We start from the raw sequence: 12,085 nt of genomic DNA on the forward strand, positions 1-12,085 counted from the left end.
GCCGGTAGAATCGGAGGATGCCTTTCCTGGACCGCCTTTCGGCGTGGGCCCTCGACAAGGCGGATGACCCCGCCGTCGTCTGCGGTTCCGAACACCTCACGTGGGCCGGGCTCGCGGACGCCGCGGCACGGCTCGCGCGATCGGGCGAGGATGTGCGCGTGCTGCAGGCGCCCAACGGCGTCGACTTCGCGGTGCGGTGGGCCGCAGGCGTGGCCGAGGCTCGCGAATGCGCGGTCCTGGACCCGCAGTGGCCCAAGACGCTCTCCGACGACGTGCGCGCACTCCTCGAGGCCCGTTGGGGCGCCGTGACCATGCCTCCGGCCGAGCTGCACGATGGCGACCCGGCGTCGTCGTTCCTCGTCGGCCTCACGTCGGGAACCACCTCGGTGCCCAAGGCCTTCGCCCGCACGCGCGCGTCGTGGCGCCAATCCTTCGAGGCATCGAGCACCCTCTTCGGCCTCTCGGCCGAGGACCGCGTGCTCGCCCCAGGTCCGCTGTCCGCGAGCCTCAACCTCTACACGCTCTCGGAATGCCTCTTTTCCGGTGCGTCGTTCCACACCCTCCCGTCGTTCGACGTCGCGGACGCGCACGCAGAGATCCGCCGCCGCGGCGTGACGCGCCTCGTCCTCGTCCCGACCATGCTGAGGGTCCTCGCGGAGCGCGGCCTCGCGGGAGACGTGGACGCGAGCGGGATCACGGCGATCGTGTGCTCGGGCCAGAAGCTCGATCGCCGGACCCTCGAGGCGGCCCGACGCTGGGCGCCGCACGCGGTCGTATGGGAGTACTACGGCGCGTCGGAGCTGAGCTTCGTGGCCGCGACCGCCCACAGGCCCGACGAGGGGCACGCCGAGGTGGGGACCGCCGTCGGACGTGCGTTTCCCGGCGTGGACCTCGCCATCCTCGACGACGGCGGCGCGTCCGTGGCCGATGGGGAGACCGGCAACATCAGCGTGCGGAGCCGCCTCGTGAGCGAGGGCTACGTGTGGGGCGACGACGGCCAGGCCTTCACCCGCTTCGGCCCCTGGTGCACCGTGCGCGACCAGGGTTTCCTCGCAGACGGCGAGCTGCACGTGCTCGGGCGCACCCAGGACATGATCAACACCGGGGGCCACAATGTGTACCCCCACGAGGTCGAGGCGGCCCTCGCGATGCTTCCCGGCGTCGCCGAGGTCGTCGTCGCGGGGATTCCCGACGACGTCCGCGGCCAGCGCGTCGTCGCGGGCGTCGTCCCGGCGCACGCGGGGCTCTCACAGCTCCAGCTCCGGGCGGGCCTCGAGGGGCGCCTCGCTCCCGCGAAGCGACCCCTGCAGTACGTCGAGCTTGAAGAGCTTCCGGTCACGGAGCGCGGCAAGCTCAGCCGCGCGCAGTTCCAGCGCTGGGTGGTCGAGGGGGATCCGCGTGCCCGCCCGCTCGACTGACCTCTCCGCGGGTACGCCGCTCGTCGTCGCGGGCTTGCGCACGCCGCTCGCCCGCGCGGGAACCCAACTCGCGGGTGAGCCGGCCCATCGTCTCGCCGCCTCGGTTCTCGGCGCGCTTGTTAGGCGCTGCGGCGTGGGCAGGGACGCGCTCGCCGATGTCGTTCTCGGCAACGCCGTCGGCGGGGGAGGCAACGTGGCACGGCTCGCCGCGCTCGAGGCGGGGCTGCCCGATGCGCTTCCAGGCCTGACGGTCGACCGGCAATGCGGCTCAGGCCTCGACGCGATCGTGCTCGCGTGCCGGCTCGCCGCGGCAGAACCCGGTCGCGCCTACCTCGCGGGCGGCGTCGAGTCGATCAGCACGGCTCCCGTGCGCGGGCGCCGCGGGCCAGACGGGGCCGTCGAGTTCTTCGCGCGCGCCCAGCATGCGCCGTCCCGGCCGGGGGAGGACGAGCCCGGCGATCCGGACATGGGCTTCGCGGCCGAGACCGTGGCGCGCGAGGCCTGCGTGTCCCGCGCGCGGCAGGACGCGTTCGCCCTTCGGAGTCATCGGCGCGCCCTCAAGGCCATTGCGACGGGGGCGTTCGACGACGAGCTCGTGCCGCTGCACACAGCCGAAGGGTGGGTGCGGGCGGACAACGGCCCGCGCCCGCGCCTCGACGGGCGCCTGCTCGCGCGGTTCCCGGGGGCCTTCGCGGCGGGAGGGACCGTGACGGCGGGCAACTCGTGCTTCGATGCGGACGGCGCAGCGGCGGTCCTGATCGTCTCGCCTGGGGGCTCCCTCCCCGTGCCCCCGCTCACCGAGAAGGAAAGGCCACGGATGGGGCTCGCATTCCGGGGCGCCGCGACGGTCGGTGTCGATCCGCGCCGCCTAGGGCTGGGCGCCGCCGCGGCGGCGGAGCGGCTCTTCGCCGACCAAGGCGTCGGCCTGCGGGACCTTGCGGCTCTCGAGTTCAACGAGGCGTTCGCGGGCCAGGTGCTCGCGTGCCTGGACCGGCTCGGGGCCGACGACGAGTTCGTCGAGTCCGTCCTCAACACCGACGGCGGGGCGCTCGCCCTCGGGCACGCGTATGGGGCTTCGGGCGCCGTCTCGGTCGTGCGGCTCATGGCGCGAGCCCAGTCGCTGCCCGAGGGCGCCCTGTGCGCCGCGATGGTCAGCTCGGCGGGCGGGATCGGCACGGCGGCACTGTTCGAGGCGTGTCGCCTCCCGAGCTAGTCCGCGTCGCCGAGGCCCCGAGCCGCGAGCGCTTCCCCGGTGCGGCGCGCATAGGCCACGGCAGAGAGCACGACCGGGACGGTGCGGGCGCGCACGGACCGTTCGAGGCCGCGCGCGCGGGCGGCCGTGCCGACATCGGCGAACGCTCCCGCGAGGACGGGGATGCTTCGCAGCATGATCGCGATCGCCAGCGCAAGGCGCTCCGGGTCCGCGCCGAGCCGGCGGAAGGGCCCCGCGAGGCGGACGACGGCGTCGAGCAGCTCGCGCAGCGGCACGGTCGCCGTGAGCAGGCCCGCGGCGACGAAGCACAGCACGAGATTCAAGACGATGCGGGCTGCGGTCGCCGGGCCGAGCTGCCACCACTGGAACGCACCCAGCACAAGGCACATCGGGGCGACGAGCCGCGCCGAGGCGGCCAGCCGCCGCCATCCGAGGCCAGCCGATAGCCATGCCACGAGCACGAGCGCGACGGCTGCAGCCGAGACGCGCCAGTCGAGCAGCACGAAGCTCGCAGACCCTGCGGCGACCACGCCGAGGAACTTCGCCCATAGCGGCGTGTGATGCAGCCAGGAGTTCCCGCTGACGTAGCCCGCGAGCACCCCGTGAGGCAGTGGGCCGCGCATCACGTGGCCTCAGACGGCGCTGCGCACAGCGCGCGGTAGAAGTCGACGGCCTCGGCGGGCGCGCCGTCGAACGCTATGGCCCCGTCGTCGACGACGAGCGCCCTCTCGGCGTCGAGCGCGAGTTCGAGGTCGTGGGTCGAGTAGACGACCTGCTGGGGTAGTCCCGCGAGCGTGCGGCGGAGAAGTTCGCGGTTGCGCAGGTCGAGAAGCGTCGATGGCTCGTCGAGGACGAGCACGTCGGGGTCTGCGGCGAGCACGGCGGCGAGCGCCATGAGCTGGCGTTCGCCGCCCGAGAGCTCGTAGACGCTCTGATCGGCGAGCGGTCCGAGGGCGAAGCGGTCGAGCACGGCCTGCGCCGCTGCGACCCGGTCGGCGCGATTCCGATGCCGACGGCGCAACGAGAGCTCGACGTCTTCGCGCCCGGTCGGCATGACGAGCTGCGAGAGCGGATCGGTGAACACGAAGCCGACGCGCTGACGCACCGTGCGACCGTCGCGCACCGTGTCCAGTTCGTCGACGGTGACCGTTCCGTCCGTGGGTGCGACCAGGCCGTTGAGCAGCCGCAGAAGCGTGGACTTGCCCGATCCGTTGGCCCCGATGACGGCGACGCGCTGCTCCGTGAGCACTGCCGTCACGCCTTTGAGGACCTGCCGGTCCGGCTGGTCCTCAAGGGTGACGGCGACGCGGACGCCGTCGAGCTCGATTCGGCTCACGCGGCCTTGACCCTGCGCACGAGCACGTCGGGGAATGCCCTGTGGACCGCGACCGCGGCGAGGGAGGCGACGATGTTCTTGAGGATGTCGCCCGGGTAATAGGCCAGGTCCGCGACGAACGCGGCCTGCCACGAGAGCTTGAGGTTGATCATCATCCCAAGCACGCCGAAGCCGTGGATGACGACGACGGAGACGAGCGTCGCGGCGAGGAAGAACCACACCGCGCGTCGCTTCGCCGCGAAGCGGCGGATGACTGCCTGGGCGAGCAGGCCGAGCACGAACGCGCCCACGAGGAAAGCGACAATGTAGCCGGCGGATCCGCCCGCGAGGATCTGGAGCCCTGCGCGGCCGCCCGAGAAGATCGGCAGGCCCGCGAAGGCGAGTACGAGGTAGAGCCCGACTGCCGCGGCGGCCCGCGTCCCGCCGAGCACGAGCCCCGTGAGCGCGATCGCGAGCGTCTGGAGCGTGATCGGCACGCCGAAGCTGCCGACCGGGATGCCGGGGACGATGGCGGAAGCGGCAATGAGTGCCGCGAACACGGCGACGAGGGCGAGGGACTGCGCGTCCCACGGACGACGGCGGGCAGCCCCATTCCCTGCTGATTCTGCAGATCTGGTCTTCTGGCTCATGGATTCCTCCCTTGCGGCCGGCGTGCGCCGGCGCCTATGCAGAAGGCTACGTTCCGCCGTCGTCCTCGATTTTGTGGGACTCCCACGAGCCCGCGCGCCTCGCCCTTGGCGGGCGGCCACAACGGCGGCCGGTAGACTGGTCGAGGCCCGCATCCGGGCCGCATCCCGAAAGGCCTTACCCACAGTGATCACTGTCCAGAACCTCGAACTCCGTGCCGGCGCGCGCCTGCTCATGGATGAGGTGACGTTCAGGATCGACAAGGGCGACAAGATCGGCCTGGTCGGCCGCAACGGAGCGGGCAAGACGACGCTCACGCGCGTCCTCGCGGGCGAGGGCACCCCGGCCGCGGGCGCCGTGACCCGCAGCGGCGAGATCGGCTACCTCCCGCAGGATCCGCGGACCCCGGACATGGAGCAGCTCGCGCGGGACCGCATCCTCTCGGCGCGGGGGCTCGACGTCGTCGTCCGCAAGCTCCGCGAGGCGCAGACCGCGATGGCGAGTGACGATGCGGGCGCGCAGCGCAAGGCCATGGCGCGGTACGACCGCCTCGAGGCCGAATTCCTCGCGGGCGGCGGCTACGCTGCCGAGGCGGAGGCCGCCGCGATCTCGGCGAATCTCGCCCTGCCGGACCGCATCCTCAACCAGCCGCTGCGGACGCTTTCCGGCGGTCAGCGCCGCCGCGTGGAGCTCGCCCGCATCCTCTACTCGTCCGCGGACACGCTCCTCCTCGACGAGCCCACGAACCACCTCGACGGCGACTCGATCGCCTGGCTTCGCGACTTCCTCAAGGCCCATCAGGGCGGCCTCATCGTCATCTCGCACGACGTGGAACTGCTCGAGGCGACAGTCAACAAGGTCTTCCACCTTGACGCGAACCGCGCCGTCATCGACGTGTACAACATGGGTTGGAAGCGCTACCTCACCCAGCGCGAGACCGATGAGCGCGCACGACGGCGCGAGCGCGCCAACGCGGAGAAGAAGGCCCAGGTTCTCCTCGACCAGGCGAACAAGATGCGGGCGAAGGCCACGAAGGCCGTCGCCGCCCAGAACATGGCCAAGCGCGCCGAGCGCCTCCTCGCGGGGGTCGCGGACGAGCGCGTGTCCGATCGCGTGGCCGCGCTGCGCTTCCCCGAGCCGGCCCCGTGCGGCAAGACGCCGCTCCAGGCCGAGGGCCTCTCGAAGTCGTACGGCTCGCTCGAGATCTTCACGGATGTGGATCTGGCCATCGACCGCGGCTCGCGCGTCGTGATCCTCGGGCTCAACGGTGCGGGCAAGACGACGCTCCTGCGGATGCTTGCGGGCGTTGACGCGCCGGACACGGGCGAGATCCAGCACGGCCACGGGCTCAAGGTCGGCTACTACGCCCAGGAGCACGAAACGCTCGATCCGGAGCGGACCGTCCTCGAGAACATGCGGCGCGCCGCGCCAGACCACCTCGGCGACGCGGACGTTCGCGGCATCCTCGGCTCCTTCCTCTTCACGGGCGACGACGTCGACAAGCCCGCCGGCGTCCTCTCCGGCGGCGAGAAGACCCGCCTCGCGCTCGCCACGATCGTCGCATCGAGCGCGAACGTCCTGCTCCTCGACGAGCCCACCAACAACCTCGACCCCGCGAGCCGCCGCGAGATTCTCGGCGCGCTCAAGACGTACAAGGGCGCCGTCGTCATGGTGAGCCACGACGAGGGTGCGGTCGAAGCGCTCAACCCCGAGCGCGTCGTTCTCCTTCCGGACGGCGTCGAGGACCTCTGGAGCGCCGACTACCTCGACCTCATCACGCTCGCGTAGGCGTACGGCCCGATTCGGCGCGTCGCCCTACCGGACCTCAAGTGGCTCGGCGCCCGTGACCCGCGCGAGATCGGCGTAGCTGATCGAGAGCATCGACTGGTGATCGCCCGCGCCGGCCCAGAGCAGGGGATAGCCGTCGAGGTGCACGTCGATGAGCGTCCTCAGCCGTTCGGGGTGCCCGACCGGGGCGACGCCGCCCACCCGCTGGCCCGTGTGCTTGAACACGAACTCGGGCGAGGCGCGCCTGATCTTCCCGGCCCCGAGCTGCTGGGCCACGAGTTTCGTGTCGACGCGCGCGGCCCCGCTCGCGAGGATGAGCAGCGGGGCGCCGTCGAGTTCGAAGACGAGGCTGTTCGCGATCGCACCCAGCGCGCATCCGAGCACCTCGGCCGCCGCTGTGGCGGTGGGCACGTCGTCGTCGAACGTCCTGACGGTATCCGGGAGGCCCGCGGCGAGCAGAGCGGTGCGGACGCGCTCGACGGCGGTCCGGTCGGCGGCCCTGTCCGTCACCGGTACCCCTGGGCGTCCAGGATGGCGTCCTCTTCCTCTTCGGCGCTGGGCCGCCGGCGCTTCCGCGGGGCGAAGCGCGCGGCGCGGGCCGCCGCGGCGTCCGCCGCCTGCCGGGCCTCGGCTTCGTCGTCGCCGAGCGCCCGCGCGGCGTTGGCGGCTTCGGCGGCTTCCGCGGCGGCGTCGATCGCCCGGTTGCGCGCGTGCTGGCGCGCGGCATAGCCGAAGCCGATGAACATGAGCACGCCGAACGCGAGCCATTGGAGTGCGTAGGAGAGGTGGGTGCCGTCGTCGGGCTGTGGCTTGGGGAGGGAGACGGGCGTTGTGGCGGCCGCCGGAGTCTCGCTCGCCATGAGCCCATAGGACCCGGTGAGGATCGGATAGGGAAGCTGGCCCGCGTACGTCGGGAGGTCGATCGAGGCGAGCTGGCCCGCGGGGGCGCCGCGGTCCAGTCGGGGTTCGCTCGGGCGGAGATGGACGACGACGGTGACCTCGCCCATGGGCGGGGCCGGCACGGAGTCGGGTTTGCCCTGCTCTTGGTTGCCGATGGGCAGCCACCCGCGGTCGACGGCGACGGTCTGGCCCGAGTCGAGGCGGAACGGCACGACGACCTCGTAGCCCGGCTGCCCGTTGAGCGGGCGGTTGCGGATCACGCGCGTATCGGCGGTCTGGTACGAGCCCCGAAGGCTGACCTGCTGCCACTCGCGCCCGTCGGAGAGGTGCGCGAACTGGTCAGATGCCTGGCCGAACGGCACAGGTGCCGCGTTGTAGTTCCGGTTGACGAGGTCGATCACGGCCTGGGTCTCCGCGAGGCGCCCCATCTGCCAGCGGCTCAGGAGCACGCACGCGATCGCGAAGAGGATTGCGAGGCCAAGGTAGGTGAGCCATTGGCGCGAGAAGAGGAAGCGGTACATCTAGCGGCCTCCGTTCTCGTGCGCGGAAGGGCCGTGCGGAAGCGTTTCCTTCCACAGCGACCTCGTCTGAAGGTAGTCCTCGAGCCATGCGCGGTGCTCTTCGCACGCGAGCCACACTTTGCGGCGTTCGGGGGTGTGGATGCGGGGGTTGTTCCAGAGGAGCTGCCATGCCGCCGCGTTGCGGCATCCCTTGCGCGAGCACACCGATTCCGCGGGGCTCTCACCCGGAAGCATTCCCAGCAGGCTCACGCGGTCTTCTTCTCCTGGCCCGATTCGTCCCCGTGGTCCTCGTCGCGGCCCGCAGGCCGCCCAGGGAGCGGTTCGCCGTCGTCCTCGCCGTCGAACACCTCGCCCTGGAGGACGATGCCGCCCTCGGGAGCCGCGGCCAGCCCGCCTTCGAGCTCGGCGACCGGGGGAGCGTCGATGAGGGCATCGCTCGGGGTCTCCGCCGAATCCTGCGCGTTCGCGATGATGACCGCGACCCACGGGAGGAACACGGCGCCGATGACCGCGAGCAGCTTGAACCAGCCGTCGACGACGAAGAGCAAGATGATGCACACCATGCGGATGCCCATCGCGGTCGCATAGCGGACCATGCGCTTGTGCATGTCCTCGCTGTGGCCCGGGGCAGCCGAGGTGATGCTGTGGACCTCGGGATCTTCGGAGGTCCGATTGGCCTCCGGTCCCTCGTCGGTCCCGCCCGTCAGTCTCTTCATCACACTCCCAGTCGATCCATTGTCCCACTCGCGCCGTGGCCGGGCGAATCCGCACCGCGCCGGGCTCATGACGCGCGGAGCCGGCGCATTTCCCCCTCCGGGGGCTGTCGGGCCCGTGGGGCGGCTAGGATGCTCGACAGACAACGGCTGTCGGGTGGCGCCTTCGCGTCGCCTGCGATGCGGCCGAATCTCTTCACCAAAGGAGCACTGTGAGCACGGAAGCCCACACGCCGCGCAGCGTCCTGATCACGGGCGGAAACCGCGGCATCGGCCTCGCGATTGCGAAGGCCTTCGCCGCCAATGGCGACAAGGTCGCCGTGACGTACCGCACCCCGACCGACCTTCCGGAAGGCATTCTCGGGGTTCAGGCCGACGTCACGGACGAGGGCTCGATCGACCGCGCGTTCTCCGAGGTCGAGGCCGCCCACGGCCCCATCGAGGTGCTGGTGGCCAACGCGGGCATCACGAAGGACACGCTTCTGCTCCGCATGAGCGAGGACGACTTCACGTCCGTCCTGGACACGAACCTCACCGGCGCGTTCCGCGTGATCAAGCGTGCGTCGAAGGGCATGATCCGCCTGCGCAAGGGCCGGGTCATCCTCATCTCGTCGGTTTCGGGCCTCTACGGCGCCCCCGGCCAGATCAACTACTCGGCCTCGAAGGCCGGCCTCGTCGGTCTCGCACGCTCGTTCACCCGTGAGCTCGGCGGCCGCGGGATCACCGCGAACGTCGTCGCCCCGGGCTTCATCAAGACGGACATGACGGCCGAACTGCCCGAGGAAACGCAGAAGGACTACCTCTCGCGCGTCCCCGCGGGCCGGTTCGCCGAGCCCGAGGAAGTCGCCGACGTTGTTCGCTGGATCGCAAGCGACGAGGCCGGGTACATCTCGGGCGCCGTCATCCCGGTCGACGGCGGCCTCGGCATGGGCCACTGAGCCCACACAAACTCCACGACGGAAGGAATCACCATGACAGAACAGGGCCAGGCGGTCGACGCGCCGCTCGCCGGCAAGGTCGCGATTGTCACGGGCTCGTCCCGCGGCATCGGCGCATCGACGGCGAAGATCCTCGCGGGGGAGGGCGCCGCCGTCGTCATCAACTACCGGCAGAAGGCGCCGCGCGCGAACAAGGTCGTCGCGGAGATCGAGGCGGCCGGCGGCCGCGCGGTGGCCGTGGGCGGCGACCTCACGAATGCCGACGACGTCGAGGCCCTCGCCCAGGCGGCAATCGACAACTTCGGCTCGCTCGACGTCCTCGTGCTCAACGCCTCGGGCGGCATGGAGTCGGGGCTCGGCGAGGACTATGCGCTGCGGCTCAACCGCGACGCCCAGGTCGCGATGCTCAAGGCCGCCGCCGAGCGCATGAAGCCGGGTTCGCGCGTCGTGTTCGTCACGAGCCACCAGGCACACTTCATCGACCAGATTCCCACGATGGACGCGTACGAACCCGTTGCACGGTCCAAGCGCGCGGGGGAGACCGCCCTGCGCGAGCTCGTGCCGTGGCTTGAGGAGAAGGGCATCACGTTCGTCGTCGTCTCGGGCGACATGATCGAGGGCACCATCACGGCGACGCTCCTTGAGCGTGCGGCTCCCGGGGCGATCGAGTCCCGCCGCGAGGCCGCCGGGAAGCTCTACTCCGTCGACGAGTTCGCCGCCGAGGTCGCGAAGATGGTCACGGCCGACGTTCCGACCGGGCACACCGAGTACGTGGGCGGCTCGGAGCACTTCACGGGCTGACCACTCGTTCTGAGGCATGTGGCCACGCGTCGGACCCCCGGCGCGTGGCCACGTCCATTCGGCGCGTGGCCGGCTCTCGCCTCAGACGCCGGCGAAATGGCGGACGACGTCGAGGTACGGGAGGTCGACGGAGGCGTCCGCGGCAGCGCGGACTGCGGGCTTGGCGTGGAAGGCTACGCCCAGCCCCGCCGCGCCGAGCATGTCCAGGTCATTCGCGCCGTCGCCCACGGCAACGCACGATTCGAGCGGCACACCGCGTTCGGCCGCCCACGCGCGGAGGCTGTGCTCCTTGACGGCGCGGTCCACGACCTCTCCGACGACGCGGCCGGTCAGCCTGCCGTCCACGATCTCGAGCTCATTGGCCCGCCAGTAGTCGAGGCCCAGGCGCTCCGCGAGCGGGGCGAGGATCTGGCTGAATCCGCCCGAAACCACCGCAACGGCGTGGCCGGCAGCGTGATACGCGTCGACCAGCCGTTCGGCACCGGGCGTGAGGAGCACGGCGTCCCGCACCCGGTCGATCACTTCGACGGGAAGCCCCGCGAGCGTCTTGACGCGCGCGTGGAGGCTTTGCGCGAAATCCAGTTCTCCTCGCATCGCCGCCTCGGTCACGGCAGCGACCTCGGCGCGCTTCCCGGCGTGTTCGGCGAGGAGCTCGATGACTTCCTGTTGGATGAGCGTCGAGTCGACGTCCATGATGAGGAATTTCCGTTCCGCCTCCCTCACTGCGGAAGGGATGAGCGCGGCTTCCGCGTCGGGCAGGCCCTCGATAGCCTCGCGCGCGTCTGCGAGGCGGGTGTCCTCGAGCTCGACATCTGCTGTGAGCACCTCGTAACGTTCGTCTCCCGCGCGCTCGAAGCGGCCGACGGCGGCGCCCAACGGGGCGAGCAGCGCGGCGGCGGCGTCGCCCGACTCGGGCGACAGCGCACGGGCAGAGAGAACGAGGGCGAAGCGGGATGGCATAGGCGCGATTCTACCGAGCGCCCGCGTGGTTCGCCGACGGCGGAAGTCTGCAATAGGGTCTTCTCCATGAGCAATGTTCTCCAGTTGTCCGGGGTCAGCGTGGTGCGGGGCGCCAAGACGCTGCTGGACGGCATCGACTGGCAGGTCCGGGACGGGGAGCGGTGGGTGGTCTTGGGCCCCAACGGCGCGGGCAAGACGACCCTCCTGCAGCTTGCCGCGGCGAGGATGCACCCCACGCGAGGCACCGTCGGCGTCCTCGACGAGACCCTCGGCAAGGTCGACGTCTTCGAGCTGCGGCCGCGGATCGGACTCGCGTCGGCCGCGCTTGCCAATCAGATTCCCGAGCATGAGAAGGTCCTGGACGTCGTCGTCACGGCCGCGTACGGCGTGACGGGGCGCTGGCGCGAGCTGTACGAGAAGGACGACGAGCGGCGCGCCTTCCGCCTGCTCAACGAATGGGGCATGGGACCCCTCTTGGGCCGAGTCTTCGCGACCCTCAGCGAGGGCGAGCGCAAGCGCGTCCAGATCGCGCGGGCCCTCATGACCGACCCCGAGCTGCTTCTGCTCGACGAGCCGGGTGCCGGCCTTGACCTCGGGGGTCGCGAGGAGCTCGTCTACAAGCTCAGCGAACTCGCGCAGGACGACTTCGCTCCCGCCCTCATCCTCGTCACGCATCACCTCGAAGAGGTGCCGCCGGGCTTCACCCATGCCCTGCTCCTGCGCGACGGCAGGGTGGTCGCGCAAGGTGAGATCGAAGAAGTCCTGACGGAGGAGAACCTCGGCGCGACGTTCGGGTTGCCTCTCGAGGTGCGCGCCAACGGCGGCCGCTACACCGCCGTGCGCCGCGCACCCGCGCCCGCCGCCGTCTGA

General features: G+C 71.2%; 14 protein-coding genes. 6 read left to right on the forward strand and 8 right to left on the reverse strand.

Going from position 1 to position 12,085, the window contains the following annotated elements; all coding sequences use genetic code 11:
- Window positions 1–17: 17 nt before the first annotated feature.
- Entirely contained in the window at window positions 18–1,418 is a 1,401-nt protein-coding gene (locus SPF06_RS06595; protein ID WP_323278211.1) for a class I adenylate-forming enzyme family protein, read from the forward strand.
- Window positions 1,399–2,631, forward strand: coding sequence for a thiolase family protein (locus SPF06_RS06600; protein ID WP_323278212.1), 1,233 nt, complete (start codon window positions 1,399–1,401; stop codon window positions 2,629–2,631). The genes SPF06_RS06595 and SPF06_RS06600 overlap by 20 nt, the downstream gene beginning before the upstream one ends.
- Here the strand turns inward: SPF06_RS06600 and SPF06_RS06605 are convergent.
- From SPF06_RS06605 to SPF06_RS06615, 3 genes are read right to left on the reverse strand one after another with little or no spacing between them, the layout of a single operon-like run.
- Window positions 2,628–3,254: an energy-coupling factor transporter transmembrane component T family protein gene (locus SPF06_RS06605; RefSeq protein ID WP_323278213.1), complete on the reverse strand. Its 627-nt coding sequence runs from the start codon at window positions 3,252–3,254 to the stop codon at window positions 2,628–2,630. The genes SPF06_RS06600 and SPF06_RS06605 overlap by 4 nt on opposite strands.
- Window positions 3,254–3,967 (reverse strand): energy-coupling factor ABC transporter ATP-binding protein, encoded by a 714-nt coding sequence (locus SPF06_RS06610; protein ID WP_323278214.1) that lies wholly within the window; start codon window positions 3,965–3,967, stop codon window positions 3,254–3,256. Before SPF06_RS06610 ends, SPF06_RS06605 begins: the two co-directional genes overlap by 1 nt.
- On the reverse strand, window positions 3,964–4,596 hold the full coding sequence (locus tag SPF06_RS06615; RefSeq protein WP_323278215.1) for a biotin transporter BioY: 633 nt from the start codon (window positions 4,594–4,596) through the stop codon (window positions 3,964–3,966). Before SPF06_RS06615 ends, SPF06_RS06610 begins: the two co-directional genes overlap by 4 nt.
- Window positions 4,597–4,780: 184 nt before the next feature.
- On the opposite strand from SPF06_RS06615, the gene SPF06_RS06620 reads away from it, so the two are divergent.
- Window positions 4,781–6,382 (forward strand): ABC-F family ATP-binding cassette domain-containing protein, encoded by a 1,602-nt coding sequence (locus SPF06_RS06620; protein WP_323278216.1) that lies wholly within the window; start codon window positions 4,781–4,783, stop codon window positions 6,380–6,382.
- Between the two features lie 27 nt (window positions 6,383–6,409).
- Here SPF06_RS06620 and SPF06_RS06625 read toward each other — a convergent pair whose 3' ends face one another.
- From SPF06_RS06625 to SPF06_RS06640, 4 genes are read right to left on the reverse strand one after another with little or no spacing between them, the layout of a single operon-like run.
- Window positions 6,410–6,892 carry a YbaK/EbsC family protein gene (locus SPF06_RS06625; RefSeq protein WP_323278217.1) on the reverse strand — a complete coding sequence of 161 codons (483 nt, stop codon included), beginning with the start codon at window positions 6,890–6,892 and terminating at the stop codon, window positions 6,410–6,412.
- Entirely contained in the window at window positions 6,889–7,803 is a 915-nt protein-coding gene (locus tag SPF06_RS06630; protein ID WP_323278219.1) for an SURF1 family cytochrome oxidase biogenesis protein, read from the reverse strand. Before SPF06_RS06630 ends, SPF06_RS06625 begins: the two co-directional genes overlap by 4 nt.
- Window positions 7,804–8,037, reverse strand: a complete 234-nt coding sequence (locus SPF06_RS06635) for a hypothetical protein (protein WP_323278298.1) — start codon at window positions 8,035–8,037, stop codon at window positions 7,804–7,806.
- 11 nt (window positions 8,038–8,048) lie between these two features.
- Window positions 8,049–8,519 (reverse strand): DUF3099 domain-containing protein, encoded by a 471-nt coding sequence (locus SPF06_RS06640; RefSeq protein WP_323278220.1) that lies wholly within the window; start codon window positions 8,517–8,519, stop codon window positions 8,049–8,051.
- 209 nt (window positions 8,520–8,728) lie between these two features.
- On the opposite strand from SPF06_RS06640, the gene SPF06_RS06645 reads away from it, so the two are divergent.
- Both SPF06_RS06645 and SPF06_RS06650 read left to right on the forward strand, forming a co-directional pair.
- On the forward strand, window positions 8,729–9,454 hold the full coding sequence (locus SPF06_RS06645) for a beta-ketoacyl-ACP reductase (RefSeq protein WP_323278221.1): 726 nt from the start codon (window positions 8,729–8,731) through the stop codon (window positions 9,452–9,454).
- Between the two features lie 33 nt (window positions 9,455–9,487).
- The gene (locus tag SPF06_RS06650; protein WP_323278222.1) at window positions 9,488–10,255 is read left to right on the forward strand and encodes an SDR family oxidoreductase; all 768 of its coding nucleotides are present in this window, start codon (window positions 9,488–9,490) and stop codon (window positions 10,253–10,255) included.
- Between the two features lie 81 nt (window positions 10,256–10,336).
- On the opposite strand, the gene serB is transcribed toward SPF06_RS06650, so the two are convergent.
- Window positions 10,337–11,215, reverse strand: coding sequence for a phosphoserine phosphatase SerB (gene serB, locus SPF06_RS06655; protein WP_323278223.1), 879 nt, complete (start codon window positions 11,213–11,215; stop codon window positions 10,337–10,339).
- 66 nt (window positions 11,216–11,281) lie between these two features.
- Between serB and SPF06_RS06660 the strand changes: the two genes are divergently transcribed.
- Window positions 11,282–12,085: an ABC transporter ATP-binding protein gene (locus SPF06_RS06660; RefSeq protein WP_323278224.1), complete on the forward strand. Its 804-nt coding sequence runs from the start codon at window positions 11,282–11,284 to the stop codon at window positions 12,083–12,085.

The sequence above is a fragment of the Sinomonas terricola genome, assembly GCF_034931225.1.
Classification (GTDB): Bacteria; Actinomycetota; Actinomycetes; order Actinomycetales; family Micrococcaceae; genus Sinomonas; species Sinomonas terricola.